General features: G+C 71.0%; 15 protein-coding genes. 8 read left to right on the forward strand and 7 right to left on the reverse strand.

The window, feature by feature from the left end:
- Positions 1-19 precede the first annotated feature (19 nt).
- Positions 20-1,279 (forward strand): sensor histidine kinase, encoded by a 1,260-nt coding sequence (locus ACFQ0P_RS00360; RefSeq protein WP_204979766.1) that lies wholly within the window; start codon positions 20-22, stop codon positions 1,277-1,279.
- Positions 1,276-1,962, forward strand: coding sequence for a response regulator (locus ACFQ0P_RS00365; RefSeq protein WP_204979767.1), 687 nt, complete (start codon positions 1,276-1,278; stop codon positions 1,960-1,962). The genes ACFQ0P_RS00360 and ACFQ0P_RS00365 overlap by 4 nt, the downstream gene beginning before the upstream one ends.
- On the opposite strand, the gene ACFQ0P_RS00370 is transcribed toward ACFQ0P_RS00365, so the two are convergent.
- Complete coding sequence (locus tag ACFQ0P_RS00370) at positions 1,959-3,929, reverse strand: GDSL-type esterase/lipase family protein (RefSeq protein ID WP_204979768.1); 1,971 nt, start codon at positions 3,927-3,929, stop codon at positions 1,959-1,961. The genes ACFQ0P_RS00365 and ACFQ0P_RS00370 overlap by 4 nt on opposite strands.
- Before the next feature lie 32 nt (positions 3,930-3,961).
- Between ACFQ0P_RS00370 and ACFQ0P_RS00375 the strand changes: the two genes are divergently transcribed.
- Positions 3,962-4,660: a DedA family protein gene (locus tag ACFQ0P_RS00375; protein ID WP_204979769.1), complete on the forward strand. Its 699-nt coding sequence runs from the start codon at positions 3,962-3,964 to the stop codon at positions 4,658-4,660.
- A 46-nt stretch (positions 4,661-4,706) separates the two neighbouring features.
- On the forward strand, positions 4,707-5,513 hold the full coding sequence (locus ACFQ0P_RS00380) for a DNA/RNA non-specific endonuclease (protein ID WP_378770981.1): 807 nt from the start codon (positions 4,707-4,709) through the stop codon (positions 5,511-5,513).
- Between the two features lie 3 nt (positions 5,514-5,516).
- Here ACFQ0P_RS00380 and ACFQ0P_RS00385 read toward each other — a convergent pair whose 3' ends face one another.
- The 3 genes from ACFQ0P_RS00385 to ACFQ0P_RS00395 all read right to left on the reverse strand — a co-directional run bounded on the left by ACFQ0P_RS00385 (position 5,517) and on the right by ACFQ0P_RS00395 (position 8,409).
- Positions 5,517-6,161: an FMN reductase gene (locus ACFQ0P_RS00385; protein ID WP_204979771.1), complete on the reverse strand. Its 645-nt coding sequence runs from the start codon at positions 6,159-6,161 to the stop codon at positions 5,517-5,519.
- Position 6,162: 1 nt separating this feature from the next.
- Positions 6,163-7,368 carry an LLM class flavin-dependent oxidoreductase gene (locus tag ACFQ0P_RS00390; protein WP_204981467.1) on the reverse strand — a complete coding sequence of 402 codons (1,206 nt, stop codon included), beginning with the start codon at positions 7,366-7,368 and terminating at the stop codon, positions 6,163-6,165.
- 159 nt (positions 7,369-7,527) lie between these two features.
- Positions 7,528-8,409, reverse strand: a complete 882-nt coding sequence (locus tag ACFQ0P_RS00395; protein ID WP_204979772.1) for an alpha/beta fold hydrolase — start codon at positions 8,407-8,409, stop codon at positions 7,528-7,530.
- Between the two features lie 100 nt (positions 8,410-8,509).
- Between ACFQ0P_RS00395 and ACFQ0P_RS00400 the strand changes: the two genes are divergently transcribed.
- Together ACFQ0P_RS00400 and ACFQ0P_RS00405 are read left to right on the forward strand one after the other, a co-directional pair.
- On the forward strand, positions 8,510-9,682 hold the full coding sequence (locus ACFQ0P_RS00400; RefSeq protein ID WP_204979773.1) for an acyltransferase family protein: 1,173 nt from the start codon (positions 8,510-8,512) through the stop codon (positions 9,680-9,682).
- Between the two features lie 79 nt (positions 9,683-9,761).
- Complete coding sequence (locus ACFQ0P_RS00405; RefSeq protein ID WP_204979774.1) at positions 9,762-10,784, forward strand: isopenicillin N synthase family dioxygenase; 1,023 nt, start codon at positions 9,762-9,764, stop codon at positions 10,782-10,784.
- A 188-nt stretch (positions 10,785-10,972) separates the two neighbouring features.
- Here the strand turns inward: ACFQ0P_RS00405 and rpsO are convergent, their stop codons facing one another.
- Positions 10,973-11,242: a 30S ribosomal protein S15 gene (gene rpsO / locus ACFQ0P_RS00410; RefSeq protein WP_005048780.1), complete on the reverse strand. Its 270-nt coding sequence runs from the start codon at positions 11,240-11,242 to the stop codon at positions 10,973-10,975.
- A gap of 219 nt (positions 11,243-11,461) precedes the next feature.
- Here rpsO and ACFQ0P_RS00415 point away from each other — a divergent pair, with 219 nt between their 5' ends.
- A complete protein-coding gene (locus ACFQ0P_RS00415) occupies positions 11,462-12,490 on the forward strand; it encodes a DMT family transporter (RefSeq protein WP_378770985.1) in 1,029 nt (342 codons plus the stop codon).
- Here the strand turns inward: ACFQ0P_RS00415 and ACFQ0P_RS00420 are convergent.
- A complete protein-coding gene (locus ACFQ0P_RS00420) occupies positions 12,453-13,019 on the reverse strand; it encodes a YceI family protein (RefSeq protein ID WP_204979775.1) in 567 nt (188 codons plus the stop codon). The two genes, ACFQ0P_RS00415 and ACFQ0P_RS00420, sit on opposite strands and share 38 nt — an antisense overlap.
- Positions 13,020-13,124: 105 nt before the next feature.
- The gene (locus tag ACFQ0P_RS00425) at positions 13,125-14,075 is read right to left on the reverse strand and encodes an AraC family transcriptional regulator (RefSeq protein ID WP_204979776.1); all 951 of its coding nucleotides are present in this window, start codon (positions 14,073-14,075) and stop codon (positions 13,125-13,127) included.
- Between the two features lie 112 nt (positions 14,076-14,187).
- Here ACFQ0P_RS00425 and ACFQ0P_RS00430 point away from each other — a divergent pair, with 112 nt between their 5' ends.
- Positions 14,188-14,835, forward strand: coding sequence for an NAD(P)-dependent oxidoreductase (locus tag ACFQ0P_RS00430; protein ID WP_204979777.1), 648 nt, complete (start codon positions 14,188-14,190; stop codon positions 14,833-14,835).
- Positions 14,836-14,896 lie beyond the last annotated feature (61 nt).

A 14,896-nucleotide genomic window follows, 5' to 3' on the forward strand; every position in this document is an offset into this window, starting at 1 on the left:
CAACGCGAAGGGTGAGCACATGGTCGAGCGCGCACGTCGGGGCAGCGCCGCCTCGCGCGTCTTCGTCGTGGTCGCCGTCGCCGTCATGGCGCTGGTGCTGCTCCTGTCCGGCCTCCTCGTGCTCGACGCGCAGCGGGCGGCACGCGCCGAGGCCGAGGAGGTCACGCACGCGGTGTCGTCCGCGCTCGCGGTGACCCCCGCCGTCGTGGGCGCGCTCGACGGCAGCGCGCCGGCGGATCTCCAGCCGTTCGCCGAGTCGGTCATGGCGGACGCGAGCGTGGACTTCGTCACGATCATGACCCCGGACGGAATCCGGGTGACGCACCGCGAGCGAGAGGAGATCGGCCGCCCGTACCTCGGCACCATCCCCGCACGGCCCGTCGCCGCGACCGAGGAGTTCACGGGGACGCTCGGGCCGAGCATCCGCACGATCACGCCGGTCATCGCCGCGGACGGCGACCTCGTCGGCTGGGTGTCGGTCGGCCTCACGGTGGGGAGCATCGCCTCCGACATCGTGCCCCGGCTTCCCGGGGTTCTCGCCATCGCAAGCGCGGTGCTGGCGGCGGGCTTCGTGGGCGCCTACCTCGCCCAGCGGACGACGCGGCAGGTTGCCGGCGACCTTCCCGCAGGAACCATCCGCGACGCCGTCTCGTCGTATGAGTCCGTCCGCACGCTCGGCGAGGCGCTGCGGGCGCAGACCCACGAGCACGGGAACCGCATGCACACAGCGGTCTCGCTTCTCGAGCTCGGCCGCACGCGCGAGGCGATCGAGATCCTCACCGAGACCTCCCGCCAGAGCCAGGCTCTGGTGGACCAGGTGGCCGCCCGGCGGGACGGCGACCCGACCGTCGGGGCGCTCCTCCTCGGCAAAGCGGCGCAGGCTCGCGAGCGCGGCGTCGAGTGGACCGCGGACATCGCCGCGGACGCGCCCCGCAGCAGCCTCTCCCCCGTCGACGCGGTGTCGGTGGTGGGCAACCTCATCGACAACGCCCTCGACGCGGCCGCCGCGGGATCGGCCCCGCGGTGGGTGCGCGTGCGCTTCACTTCGGCGGGCGAGCGGATGCTGCGCATCGACGTCTCCGACAGCGGAGACGGCGTGCCGCCCGACCTCGCGGACCGCGTGTTCGAGCACGGCTTCTCCACGAAGCCCGCCGAAGCCGCCGGACGCGGGGTGGGCCTGTCGCTGGTGCGCTCGATCGTGGAGGGCGCCGGCGGGTCTGTCGACCATGCGTCCGACCCGACCGTCTTCACGGTCGTCCTCCCCGGGAGGGATCGGTGATCGGGGTCCTCCTCGTCGACGACGACGCGCTCACGCTGGAGCTGCACCGGTCCTACCTCGACCGCATGGGCGGTTTCGAGGTCGTCGCGGAGGCCACGGGAGCGCGCGCCGCGGTGTCGGCGATCCTGGAGCACGGCGAGGCCGTGGACCTCGTGCTGCTGGACGTCACGATGCCCGACGGCACCGGTCTCGACGTGCTCCGCCACGTGCGGGCGCGCGGCGCGGACGTCGACGTGATCGCGATCACCGGCGTGCGCGAGGCCGACGTCGTGCGGCAGATGGTCGGTCTGGGCGTCGCGCAGTACCTCGTCAAGCCGTTCGCGTTCTCGACGTTCCGCGAGCGTCTCGAGCAGTACGTCGAGTACCGCCGGCGGGCGCGCGAGACGGCAGGGTCCGCGACGACCCAGGCGGAGATCGACGCGCTCCTGGGGGCGCTGCGCCCCGCGACCGCCCCCGCTCTGCCGAAGGGACTGTCACCCGAGACGCTCGAACGCGTCACCGCCGACCTGCGGGCGCACGAGCCGGTATCGGCGGTCGAGGCCGCCGGGCGCCTCGGGATGTCGCGTGTCGCGGTGCGCCGGTACCTCGAGCACCTCGTGTCGTCCGGCGCCGTGGTGCGCTCACCCCGGTACGGCACTCCCGGGCGTCCGGAGTCGGAGTACCGGCGGGCGCTGAGTCGCTAGGGCGCGACCGGCGCCCGGACGTCGCCCCGGCCGCGGATCACGACGTACCCCGAGTGCTTCGCCGCGACCCCGTCGCCCGCCGTCCGCCCGCGCAGCCGGCGCCACACCCACGGCAGGGCGTCGCGCCGCAGCCACGTGCCGGTCATCACGGGATCGTCGTCGGCGTGCAGCGCCTCGTCGAGACCGCCGAGCGCCTCGGCATCCGGCACGCCGAGGACCTCCGCGGCCCGGTAAGCCAGGAATCGATGCCCCCGCGAGCGCAGGTGCACCTTGTCGTCGGCCCACAGATCCAGATCACCGATGCGGGGCAGCGCCTCGAGGTCGAGCAGCAGAGCTCCCGTGGACTCGGCGATGCGCCGGACCTCGGACGCGAACGCCGCGAACGGGCGGGCGAACAGCGCCGCCGCCCGTCGCCGGGGCAGGAACGGCGTCACCAGGAGCACGTCCGCGCCCGTCGCGCGCACGGTACGGACTGCCGCTTCGAGCTCGCGGGCGAGCAGGGCGACGTTCACCCGCCGACCGACGAGGTCGTTGGCGCCGATGAGGATGGACACGAGGTCCGGGCGCAGCGCCACCGCGCGCGGAAGCTGTTCTGCGGTGAGATCGCGCACCCGCCGGCTGCGGACCGCGAGGTTGGCGTACCGGAACGGCTCCGCTCCGGTGCCCTCGTGCGCGAGCAACTGGGCCAGGCGGTCGGCCCAGCCGCGGTGCTGTCCGTGAGGCATGCGGGATGTGTCGCACAGTCCCTCGGTGAGAGAGTCCCCCAGCGCGACGTACCGCGTCCATCGCGGACGCGCGCGCAGCTCGCGGACGGGCGCCGAAGGCCGGGTTGCAGCGCGCTGGCGCAGTGCGTCGTCGATGGGACGCAGCATCCGCGCCTCGTCGTAGTGCTCGACGAGACGGCGGCACACGGCATCCCACGATCGATCGCGCACGGACGCGTGGGCGGCTTCGGCGAACGCCCGCCGCTTGCCGGCGTCGCCCGCGAGATCCGCGACCCGTGCGCGCAGCTCCTCGAGATCGCCGGGGCGATACAGCCAGCCGTCGACGCTCGACCGCACGAGGTCGACCGGTCCGCCGACGCCCGTCGCCACGACGGGCACGCCGCTCGCGAGCGCCTCCTGGATCGTCTGCCCGAAGGTCTCGGTCTCCCCGGGGTGCACGAACACATCGAAGCTCGCAAGCGCCTCGCCGAGCTCCGCGCCCCGAAGGTGCCCGGTGAAGACGGCGTGGGGAAGCGCGCGTTCCAGCAGGGGCCTCGACGGTCCGTCGCCGACGATGACGAGACGGGTTCCCGGCAGCCCGGCGAGCGCGGCGAGATCCTCGACCTGCTTCTCGGGGGCGAGCCGGCCGACGTACCCGATCACCGTCTCGCCCGGCGCGACGCGCGCCCGCCACGCGTCGCTCCGACGCTCGGGCGAGAACTGCGCGGTGTCCACTCCACGCCCCCAGCGCCGCAGCCGATCGACGCCGAGATCCCCGAGCTGCCGCAGCGACGCGGTCGAGGGGGCCAGGGTGAGGGTGGCGCGGCGATGCAGCCGCGCGATGTGGCGGGCGGCGAGCGGGGCGGCACCGGGAACGCCGTACTTCTCCGCGTACGCCGCGACATCGGTCTGGTAGACCGCGACGGCGGGGACCCGCAGGGAGTCGGCCGCGGCCACCCCCTGCCAGCCGAGGACGAACGGGGACGCGAGGTGGACCACGTCGGGCGCGAAGCGGTCGAGGATGGCGGCCAGTCGTGCGGCCCGCGCGAACACCACGCGCACCTCGGGGTAGCTGGGGAGGGGGACGGACCGCAGCAGCTCGGTGCGCGCACCGTGCAGATCGCCGGTGAGCTCCCCGGAGCGCGGCGCGATCACCAGGGTCTCGTGGCCCTGCGCAGCCAGATGGCGGAGCACATGGAGGACCGACCCCGTGACCCCGTTCATGTGGGGCAGGAACGATTCGGCGAGGAGTGCGACTCTCACGGTTCCAGCGTGGTGGCACTCGGCGGGGACGGATGCCTCGACCCGGCCGCCTTCCGCGAGAGTTCACCGGATGCACCGACCCCGGTCACCGGACGTGCGCCGTTCCGTCGCCGTTCACCGGCGGCCGGTACGACGGAGGTGTGCTCGACGATCTGCTGACCGCCGTCGCCGCGAGCCCGTGGGCTCTGCCGCTGCTGTTCGCGCTCGTCCTCGGCGACGCGTTCCTCGTCGTCGTGCCCGGCGAGGCCGCGGTCACGGCGTTCGGCGCGCTCGCCGTGTCGCAGGGCGAGCCGCCCCTGTGGGCCGTGGTCGGTGTCGCCGCCGTGGCCGCGACGCTCGGCGACGCGGCGTGCTACGTGGTCGGCCGCACGATCGGACTGGAGCGCTGGCGGTGGATGCGGACGCCGCGCGTGCGGACGGCGTTCGCGTGGTCGCGCGCACGGCTGGAGCGACGCGCGGCGCTCGTCCTCTTCACGGCGCGCTTCATCCCGTTCGCACGGCTGGCGGTCAATCTCACCGCCGGAGCGGCTCGCATCCCCGCGCCTCGCTATCTCGCGATCGCGGCGTGCGCGGCGCTCGCGTGGGCGGTCTACCAGTCCTTCATCGGCGCGGTCGTCGCGGCGCTCCTCCCGGGCGGCCCGGTGCTGGCCGTCATCGTCTCGATCGTGCTGGCGGTCGGCATCGGCCTCGCGATCGACGCCGTCCTGGCCCGGCGCCTGCGCCGCACCTGAGCCCCGTCGCACCTGAGCCCCGGGGGGACGGGGCAGGATGGTGGGCGTGACGGATGCGACGGGATACGACGACGGTTTCCTCGAGAGCGCGGTCCCTCTCCCGCTCCCACTCGGCGATTCGCCGACGCGCGAACTCCTCTACCCGCGGTTCACGGTCGTGCTCGACACCGTGCGACGGCTCGCGGCGGTGACGGCGGTCAACATCGACGGCGCATCCCTGCTCGACCTCCCGCGCACGGGCGAGTGGCGACTCGACGACCGCGCGCCTGCGTCGGAGCAGACCGGTCCTGCCGTGTACGCCGCCAACGACCTCGACCGCGGCCACCTCGTCCGGCGGCGGGACCCCGGCTGGGGTACCGAGGCCGAAGCCCGCGCCGCGACCGAGGCCACGTTCTTCTACACCAACGCCGCACCGCAGGCGGGAGCCTTCAACCAGTCGAAGGAGCTGTGGCTCGGGCTCGAGGACCATGTCCTCACGTACGCCGACGCCACCGATCAGCGGATCAGCGTCTTCACCGCTCCCGTGCTCGCGCCCGACGATCCGCCGTACCGGGGTGTCGGCATCCCCCGCCGGTTCTTCAAGGCCGCCGCTTGGGTCCCGCCCGGCGGGAGGCTGCAGTCGGCGGGGTTCGTCCTGGATCAGTCCGAGCTGATCGACCCGCGCGAAGACGGGGCGCTCGGAGTGGCACCGCTCGGCGCATACCGCACGTTCCAGGTGCCCGTCGCGGAGATCGAGGCCTTGGCCGGGGTCGACCTCGGCCCTCTCGTCGACGCCGACGTGCTCGGCGGAACGCCGGTGCGCGCAGAGGCCTGGCGGCTCCTGCGCGCACCCGAGGACATCGTGCTGGGCTGAGTCCTACTCGCCCGCGAGCCCGCCGAGGAGGTGGCCGAAGGACCGCCCCTCGCCGAGGTAGTTCGCGGGATCGAACGGGTCTTCGTTCCGCGCGGGCTCGCGGCGGGCGATCGCCTCGGCCAGCTCTCGTGCGCCGCGCTCGATGCGCTCGCCCAGAGGGGCGACCTGGTCGCCGGACGCGCCCCAGTCGCTCGATGCGGCGAACACTCCCGTCGAGACGGGCTCGGCGTGAAGGTACGTGAAGAGCGGACGGATCGCGTAGTCGATCGCGAGGGAGTGCCGCGCGGTCCCGGCGTTCGCACCGATGAGCACCGGCTTGCCGCTCAGCGCGTCGGGGTCGAGCACATCGATGAACGACTTGAACAGCCCCGAGTAGCTGGTCGAGAAGATCGGCGTCACCGCGATCACGGCGTCGGCCGACACGACGGCGTTGATCATCGACTCCAGCGCCGGCGGCGCGAATCCGGTCAGGAGGTTGTTGGTGATGTCGTGGGCGTAGTCACGCAGCTCGAACACGTCGACCTCCACCGCGATGTCGCGCTCCCCGAGGTGCTTGGCCGTCGCCGCCGCGAGGCGGTCGGCGAGCATGCGGGTCGAGGAGGGGTTGGAGAGTCCGGCCGACAGGACCGCGATGCGACGGGTGCTCATCTCAGGCTCCCGTCCGGGTCGCGGCCGCGCCGAACGCGGAACCCGCCGCAACCGGTGCGTCCTGGTAGGGCGACCCGCCCACGAGGTTGTCGCCGCGGTTGGCGCCAGGCACCGCCTGGCGCGGCGCGGCGTCGCCGTAGGCGGCCGCCACCCGGTTCGCGTGCGTCGGGGCGTCGGGGACCTCCGCGGGCCGGCCCTGCTGCAGCTCGCGACGAAGCGCGGGGACGACCTCGCCGCCGAGGATGTCGAGCTGCTCGAGCACCGTCTTGAGGGGCAGGCCGGCGTGATCGATCAGGAACAGCTGGCGCTGGTAGTCGCCGTAGGTCTCACGCATGGCGGCGTAGCGGTCGATCACCTGCTGGGGCGAGCCGACCGTGAGCGGCGTCATCTCGCTGAAGTCCTCGAGCGAGGGACCGTGGCCGTAGACCGGTGCATTGTCGAAGTACGGCCGGAACGTCGAGACCGCGTCCTGGGAGTTCTTGGCCATGAACACCTGTCCGCCCAGGCCCACGATCGCCTGCTCCGGCGAACCGTGTCCGTAGTGCGCGTACCGCTGACGGTAGAGAGTGATCAGGCGCTGGTAGTGCTCCTTGGGCCAGAAGATGTTGTTGGCGAAGAAGCCGTCACCGTAGTACGCCGCCTGCTCCGCGATCTCGGGAGTGCGGATCGAGCCGTGCCAAACGAACGGCGCCACGCCGTCCAGGGGTCGCGGTGTCGAGGTGAACCCCTGCAGCGGGGTCCGGAACTGCCCCTCCCAGTCCACGACGTCCTCGCGCCACAGACGGTGCAGCAGGTTGTAGTTCTCGATCGCGAGCGGCAGGCCCTGACGGATGTCCTTGCCGAACCAGGGGTACACCGGGCCCGTGTTGCCGCGGCCGAGCATGAGGTCGGCACGGCCGCCGGACACGTGCTGGAGCATCGCGTAGTCCTCGGCCAGCTTGACCGGGTCGTTCGTGGTGATGAGGGTCGTCGCCGTCGAAAGGACAAGGCGCTCGGTCTGTCCGGCGATGTAGGCGAGGGTCGTCGTGGGGGAAGACGACCAGAACGGCGGGTTGTGGTGCTCGCCCAGCGCGAAGACGTCGAGACCGACGTCCTCCGCGTGCTTGGCCACGGTGATGGTGTTGCGGATCTTCTCCGCCTCGCTGGGCGTCTTCCCGTTCGTGGGGTCCTCGGTGATGTCGCTCACCGTGAAGATGCCGAACTGCATGCCCTGCCACGTCGTGCTGTCGTTCACGATCGCTTCTCCGCTCCTTCGCCGTGCGGGATCTCCGTCGCGGGCGAATCTATGCAAATGAATGTATCTCGTAGAACGCGTGCGCTCCAAGGATATTCCCGGGCGGATGCCGCGGCCCGTCCACCCCCGCGGTCAGCCCGTCTCGAACAGCGCGAGCATGTCGCGCGCGAGCTGGTGAGGCGCGCTCTCGCACGGAGCGTGGCCGGTCGGATAGGTCGCCACCTGCGCACCGATGCGCTCGGCGTACGCGGCGTGCTGATCCGCGGGCCACAGATCCTGCTCGCCCACCGCGATGAGCTTGGGAATCGCCGCGGCAGCGACCGCACCAGTCATGTCGGGCGTCTCCATCATGAGCGCGACGACGTCGTCGATGCACGCGCGAGGCGTGACCGCCATGCGCTCCCGCACGAACGCGATGCGGCCCGGCGGCGTTCGGTTGAGGTTGTAGCGGATTCCCCACAGGATCAGTCCCGCCGCACGGTGGGGCGGCATGTCGGAGATCGGCCCGATGTGCTTCACCCCGCGGAACACCTGCCCGGTGGCGGGCGGCGCCGACATGAGCGTGAGGCTGGCGAAGAGGTCGGGGCGGGCCTCGAGGGCGAGCTCGGCGACGAGGCCGGCGAAGCTGTAGCCGAGGACGTGCGCGGGTGTCCGGCCGTCCTCGAGGACGGCCACCAGGTCGTCGACGAAGAGCGGGTAGTCGAAGTGCTCTCGCGGCGGATCGAGCCGGTGCGGGCCTGCGCCGATCGAACCGTAGTGGCCGGCCAGGTCGAACGACTCGACGCGGTATCCCGCCTGGGCAAAGAGCGGGAACAGCAGGACGAAGTCCTCCTTCGAGCCGGCGACCCCGGAGACGAGCACCACGCGCTGCCCGTTCGGATCGCCGAGCCGCACGCGCGCGAGCGGGCCGCTGGGCGCGTCGAACAGATCGCGCTCGGTGCCGGCCGGGAAGACGCGCCAGTCGATGTCGGTGAGGGCGCGGTCCCGGGAGAGTGCGTCGTCGATCGTCGTCATGACGCGGACAGACTACCCCCACCCCCGCGCACCTCCGTCGCTGCTCCCGGCGTGGGGCCGCACCGGGCTAGTCTGGTCACCGGCGGGCGAGAGGGAGCACATGACCGACAACGGCGCCCCGTCGACGGGAGCGACTCCGACCGGCGCGATCGCGCGGCCGAAGCGCCGTGTGCCGTTCTGGGACAACGCGCGCTTCGCGTGCATCGTGCTCGTGGTCCTCGGCCACGCCGTGCAGCGCCTGACCTACGACTCCGACATCGCGCTCGGGCTGTATCTGCTCGTGTACGCCTTCCACATGCCGGCCTTCGCGATCATCTCGGGCTACTTCTCGAAGTCCGATTCCCCCAACCGCCGGCAGATGGCGCGCGTGATCACCGACATCCTGCTGCCGTACCTCATCTTCGAGGGCTTGTGGGCGCTGACGAAGTGGCTCGTGGAGGGGCGCGCGGATCCGAACCTCACGCAGCCGGCGTGGACCCTGTGGTTCCTGCTCGCCCTCGGGATCTTCCGCCTCGTGCTGCCCTATCTCGCGCTGCTGCGCTGGCCGCTCCTGTGGACGGTCCTCATCTCGATCGGCGCCGGCTACCTCCCCAATATCGACTCGACGTTCTCGCTGTCGCGGACCCTCGGGCTGCTCCCGTTCTTCACCCTCGGCTGGTGGCTGCGGGAGCACGACATCGTCGAACGCCTCGGTCTGCTGCGCTCCCGGGCGTGGTGGGTCTTCGCCGGCGGGCTGGCCGCGTTCGCGGTCGCCGGCTGGACGGCGTGGTTCTTCGTCGACGAGTGGCGCGCGATGAGTCTGCGCGACTGGCTCTTCTACGACGAGAACTACGCCGCGATCGGCGGTACGCAGTGGTGGGCGGGCGGAGTGCGGCTGGCGCTCATGCTCGTCGCGATCGTGCTCAGCACGGCGTTCTTCGCCCTCGTCCCCCGCTCCACGCACTGGTGGACCCACTTCGGCCAGTACACGATGTACGTCTACCTGCTGCACTCGTTCGTGCTGTACCCGTTCCGCGAGTCCGGGGTCCTGCGCAACCTCGATCCGACCTGGCTGTGGCTGCCGATCGTCGTGGTCCTCTCGGTGCTGATCGCGCTCGCTCTGGCGACCAGACCGGTGCGTCGCGTCTTCCGGCCACTCGTCGAGCCGCGGCCCACGTGGCTCTTCGCCGACCGCACTCTCGCAGCCAAGGAGGGCAGGCGCAGCGATCCCACCGGTTCGCGCCGTCCGCCCGAGCGTGCGAAGATCCACGCCGATCCCCGTCAGAACGGCTGACGGGGATCCTCGTCGCGTCGGGCGGGTAACCCTCGGTAACACACGGGCGGATGCCGCGGCATCCGCCTACTCTCGCTGCATGACCGACCTCAACCTGCCGATCCTCGACCTCTCGCAGCTCGACCGGGGCCCCGAACAGGCGGCGCGGTTCCGTCGCGACCTGCGCGACGCTGCGCACCGGGTCGGCTTCTTCTACCTCACCGGCACGGGGGTCACCGCCGAGCTCGAGGCGCGGCTCCACCGTGCGGCCCGCGACTTCTTCGCGCTCCCCGAGGCGGACAAGCTCGCCATCGAGAACGTCAACAGCCCGCACTTCCGCGGATACACGCGCATCGGCGGCGAGCGTACCCAGGGCAAGGTCGATTGGCGGGAGCAGATCGACATCGGCCCCGAGCGCGAGGCGATCACCGACCCCGATGCAGCGGACTTCTTCCGCCTCGTCGGGCCGAACCTCTGGCCCGCCGCCCAGCCGGAGCTGCGGGACGTCGTGTCGGAGTGGCACGACCACCTCTCCGGCGTCGCACGCAAGCTGCTGCGCGCGTGGGCGCTGTCGCTCGGGGCGTCGGAGAGCTACTTCGACGAGCACTTCGGAGAGCCGTCGACCCTGATCAAGATCGTGCGCTACCCGGGCAAGGAGGATCCGACGCCGCAGCAGGGGGTGGGTGCGCACAAGGACTCCGGCGTGCTGACGCTGCTGTGGGTCGAGCCGGGAAAGGGCGGGCTGCAGGTCGAGCGCGACGGTGAGTGGGTCGACGCTCCCCCGGTCCCCGGCGCATTCGTCGTGAACATCGGCGAGCTGCTCGAGTATGCGACGCAGGGGTACCTCGTCGCCACGAACCACCGGGTGATCTCGCCGCGCTACCCGGACGACCGCATCTCGGTCCCGTTCTTCTTCAACCCCGCCCTCGACAAGCGGCTGCCGCTCATCCAGCTCCCCGAAGAACTCGCCGCCGAGGCGCGCGGGGTGACGCAGGATCCGTCGAACCCCATCCATGCGCTGTACGGCGAGAACGCGCTGAAGTCGCGCCTCCGTGCGCACCCCGACGTCGCGGCGATCCACCACCCCGACCTCGTCGCCGCCCGAGCCGCCACCGCGCAGTAGCCGCGGCGTCCGTCTTCGTCATTCAGGAGATCTGCCGACCTCAGGACACAACCGCGGCTACGCGTCCTGAGCCGTGCATATCTCCTGACTGCGGATGCCGCGTCCCGACGCACGAAGAAGGCCTCCCCACACCGTGGGGAGGCCTTCACAAGAATGTTCTGCGCGATTGAACGCTCAGTCGATGATGCTCAGCGACGGAGTCCGAGACGCTCGATGAGCGAGCGGTAACGGTTGATGTCGATGTCCTGGAGGTAACCCAGGAGGCGGCGGCGCTGACCGACGAGCAGGAACAGCCCACGACGCGAGTGGTGGTCGTGCTTGTGCTCCTTGAGGTGCTCGGTGAGGTCCTTGATGCGCTGCGTCAGCATCGCGACCTGCACCTCGGGGGATCCGGTGTCACCGGGGTGCGTCGCGTACTCTTCGATGATCGCCTTCTTGACGTCTGCTTCCAGTGCCATAAAGTGATCCCCTTCCTCGTCGTTGCGCGGTGCCCGACGCCTGATGCGCGAGCTCTCTTTATCCGCGGCCGATCAAACGGCAACCTCGAGAGTCTACCAGCCCTGAAGACGCGTGCGGAACCCGACCGGACCGTAGCCGGACCGCCGCATTCCAGCGGATTTCGGACGTCGCGCTCCCACGCCCGGCCGCACGTCGGACGCTCGGCGTAGAGTCGCCGGGTGCCGACCACCCCCGTCCTTCCGACGCTCCCGCGCGACAGTGTCACGTCGTCCGGGTGGGTCACGACGCAGTTCATCCTGGCGGGGGTCGTGTGGGGCGCGAGCTTCCTCTTCATGAAGGTCGCGCTCACCGGCATCTCTCCGGCCCAGGTCGCGTGGACCCGCATCATCCTCGGGGCGCTCACGCTCGGCGCCCTCGTCCTGTTCCGCCGCGAGGTGCTCTCGCGCAGCGTGCGGGTCTGGGCGCACCTCCTGGTGCTCGGCCTCACCTTCTGCGTCATCCCGTTCCTGCTGTTCTCGTGGGCTCAGCAGCACGTGACCTCCGGCGTCGCCAGCATCTTCAACGCGACGACGCCGATCATGACCGCGATCATGGCCTGGCTGGTGTTCCGCGTCGAGAAGCTCAAGGTGCTGCAGGTGATCGGCATCGGCGTCGGCATCCTCGGGATCATGGTCATCATCGCGCCGTGGCAGGGCATGTCGTTCGACGGCAGCCTCGTCGCCGAGATCGCCATCCTCGGCGCGACCGCGAGCTACGGCTTCAGCCTCGCCTACATGCGGCGGTTCGTCTCCCACACCGGGATGTCTGCCCTGGCCTTCACGTTCGGCTATGTCGCCATGGCCGGGGTCGTCATGGCGATCCTGACGCCGTTCCTCGTGCTCACGCCCGTGCGGCTCGACGCGCCGATCGTGGTGAGTCTCGTCCTCCTCGGCTGCCTGGGCACCGGCATCGCGTACGTCTGGAACCAGAACACGGTACGGGCTTGGGGGCCGACGCGGGCCTCGACGGTGACCTACATCACACCGGTGGTCGGCGTGGGGCTCGGCATCCTCATTCTCGGCGAGACGATCACGTGGAACGAGCCCGTCGGCGCGCTGGTCGTGTTCCTCGGCATCCTGCTCGCACAGGACCGCCTCCAGGTGCGCCGCCGCAAAGACGAGGGGACGGCGGCCGATGCCCCCGTCCCCTCCCCTGCCGCTGCGGGCGGGCTCAGTCCTGCTGCAGGGCGCCCTGCAGGTCGAGCGTAATGGTGATGTCCTTGCCGACGAGCACGCCGCCGGTCTCGAGGGCGGCGTTCCAGGTGAGGCCGAACTCCTCGCGGTTGATCACGGTCTTCGCCGTCGCTCCGGCCTTGTAGTTGCCCCACGGGTCGGTGCCGAAGCCCCCGAACTCGAAGTCGAACGTGACGGGCTTGGTGACGCCGCGGATCGTCAGGTCGCCGTCGATGAGGTAGTCGCCGTCCTCGATGCGCGCGCCGGTGGAGCGGAACTCCATGGTCGGGTGGTTCTCGACGTCGAAGAAGTCGCCCGAGCGGAGGTGGTTGTCGCGTCCCTCGTCCTTCGTGTCCACCGAGCTCACGTCGACGCTGGCCTCGACGGTGGCCTCGAGCGGGTTCTCCGGGGCCACGAGTGTGGCGCTCTTCATGCCGAACGTGCCGCGCACCTTCGAGATCATCATGTGGCGGACGCTGAAGGTCACCTCGCTGTGCGCGGGGTCGAGCACCCAGGTGCCCGTCTTGTAGCCGGGGATGTCGATCGTCGAGGTGGTGTCAGTCATGGTCTTCCTTCGTGTCGGTCGCCGCGGTCTGCGGCAGGCATGACAGGTCCAACACGAGACGCCGAACTCTATTCCCGTGAATGCAAAGAGAGATGGATGCTTCGCTCAGACCGCGACCGTGCGTCTGACCCGACCTGGCGTCTGGCCCGTCATCCGCGCGAAGGCCCGGCTGAAGGCAGCCTCGGAGCCGTAGCCGTGCGCAGTGGCGACGGCCGCGACCGTCTCGCCGGCGGAGAGCATGGCGTGCGCGTTGCGCATGCGCGACGCGGCGACGTAGGTCATCGGCGGCATCCCGACGACGGCGGTGAACCGGGCCGCGAAGCTCGACCGCGACATCGTCGCACGCCGCGCGAGCTCGCCCAGCGTCCACGGATACCCGGCATCGCGGTGGACCGCGGCGATCGCGGCCCCGAGCTGCGGGTCGCGGAGCGCGGCCAGCCAGCCGCTCGCGGCATCCGGCTCGTCCTCCAGCCACGCGCGAACGGTCTCCACCACCAGGACGTCCGCGAGCCGCGTCGCGATCGCCTCTCCGCCTGGCCTCGGGTCCCGCAATTCGCCGGCGAGCAGGGGAAGGAGCGCCGCCATCACCGGATGCCGCGACGAGTCGACCCCGACGACCGCCGGGAGCACGGCGAGCATGTCGTGCACCGCCGGCGAGTCGAACGCCACGACGCCGCACAGGATCGCGAGGTCGGCAGGACGGTCGGCCGGGCCGACGCGCAGGACGGAGAAGGCGTCGCCGAGCATCGTCTGGGGCAGCTCATCGGCGCGACCCAGGACGCGGGCCCCCGGCTCGGTCGCGACCCGGTGCCCGATGCCCCGCGGCACGAGCGCCAGCATCCCTTCCTCCAGCCGACGAGGGGGCTCGCCGTCGACCTCGAGAAAGGCGGTGCCGCGCGAGACGATGTGGAAGCTGAGGGTGTCGGGGAACTGGGGCATCTCGAGAGAGCCCGAGCCGGACGCTTCGGTCCAGGAGTAGAAGGCACCGCGCATGCGCAACCGGTAGAGCGCGTCGGTGAGCGGGCTGTCGTTGTCCCACGGCATCGGAGCGGTCATGGGGGCTCCTTGGACGATCGATCAAGAAATCTGTATCGCTGACGATAGATCATCCGAACCTGCGATGCCAGAGTCGACTCGTTCACGAGTTGACGATCGAACGGAGATCCTGATGAACATCCTGGTGATCGGCGCCACCGGCGGGTCCGGCCGCGCCGTCTGCGACGCCCTGCTCGACCGCGGGCACCGCGTGACGGCCCTCGCGCGGCGTGCGTCCACCCTCCCGGTCCGACATGGTCTGGAGCCCGTCGACGGCGATGCGACCCGCAGGGAGACGCTCGATCGAATCCTTCCCGGTCACGACGCCGTCGTGGTGACGCTCGGAATCTCCGAACCGGTGCTCCGAGTGCGGCTGCGAGGGGCGAAGGGGACGCCCGACGACGTGCGGTCGCGGGCGACCGAGCAGCTGATCCGCGCCGCCCGCGCGGCCGGAGTGCGACGCGTCGTCGTCCAGTCGTCGTACGGCGTCGGACAGACGCGCGATCAGCTCGGATTCGTCGACCGCGCACTCTTCTCGCTGCTCATCAAGCCGCAGATCTTCGACACCGAGCTGCAGGAGATGCTGCTGCGCGGATCCGACCTCGACTGGACGATCGTCCAGCCGGTGTACCTCACCGACGACGAGTCGTCGGAGCACTTCACCTCCACCGACGGCACCACCCGCCTGCGCCGAGTCGCCCGACGCGCGGTCGCTCAAGTGCACGCCGACCTCGTCGAGCGGCCGGAGATGATCGCGGAGACCGTTTCGGTGTCTGGATGAGCACCCGTTCGCACGAGAGAGGGACGGATGCCGCGGCATCCGTCCCTCTCTCGTGCGACCT

This window comes from Microbacterium insulae (genome assembly GCF_042677065.1).
GTDB classification, from domain to species: domain Bacteria; phylum Actinomycetota; class Actinomycetes; order Actinomycetales; family Microbacteriaceae; genus Microbacterium; species Microbacterium insulae.